The sequence below is a fragment of the Oleiphilus sp. HI0125 genome, assembly GCF_001635355.1.
Map to the genome: position 1 here is coordinate 1 of NZ_LWGF01001502.1, position 859 is coordinate 859.

Annotated in this window: 1 protein-coding gene; it reads right to left on the minus strand. The window is 43.3% G+C overall.

The genetic code is table 11. The features are described 5' to 3' along the window. Window positions 1-138 precede the first annotated feature (138 nt). Window positions 139-714 (minus strand): elongation factor P-like protein YeiP, encoded by a 576-nt coding sequence (yeiP, locus tag A3762_RS25255; protein WP_068477116.1) that lies wholly within the window; start codon window positions 712-714, stop codon window positions 139-141. Window positions 715-859: the final 145 nt, after the last annotated feature.

Here is an 859-nt window from a genome sequence, read left to right on the forward strand (position 1 = left end):
GGAGCTTATGTGGTTTCTAATGTAAGACTAATAAGAACCACAGTTTTGCGAGCGCGCAAATTATCTTAGGGGTGGACAGTGTTTCTTATAGTCGCTCTTGGTCGAAGCACGCGTTCAACCAAGAGCTTCTTGAACGTTTTACTTGGCTTCTGCGCGACCAGTGAACTTGCGTTCTTCTACGTTGATCTTGATCCGATCGCCAGTAGAAATATGCTCAGGCACCTGAACAATCAAACCTGTTGATAGAGTCGCTGGTTTGGTGCGTGCACTTGCTGAAGCGCCTTTGATAGATGGGTCTGTTTCGACAATTTCCAGCTCAACAATCAATGGGGTTTCAACGGCTACTGGATGGTCATTTAAGATCAGAACCTGTAGGCCTTGAGATGCATCGGTGATAAACAGCAACTCTTCTTCAATGCTGGCTTTTTGCAGTGAGTAAGACGAATAGTCTTCGCTATCCATAAATACATATTCGTCGCCATCGTTGTATGAAAATGTGACGGGACGTCTGCTCAAGTCGGCGAAATTAAGCATGTCAGAATCTTTGAAAGTTTCGTCAATCTTCTGGCCAGTTGTCACGTTATACATGCGCATACGGTAAAGGCTCCCTCCCGCTCTGCCTTGCGGAACAGAACGCTCGATGTCTTTTACAAAATACGCTTCGCCGTTGTACTCAATGGCTGCATTCTTTTTTATTTCGCTAGCTTTTGGCATGTCTTTACTCTCTTTGAATTTATTTTGGAGCCTATTATAAGGAGCGAAATGGAATTGATAAGTGTTTTATGTGCAGAAGAATAAAGGTGATTGTTTTGTTATGTGTGATACAAAACATAATAACGCGGTTGCGCATCGAGATAGA

Coding starts and splice junctions, on each gene's coding strand:
- yeiP (WP_068477116.1), bottom strand. CDS start 714: ATGCCAAAAGCTAGCGAAATAAAAAAGAATGCAGCCATTGAGTACAAC.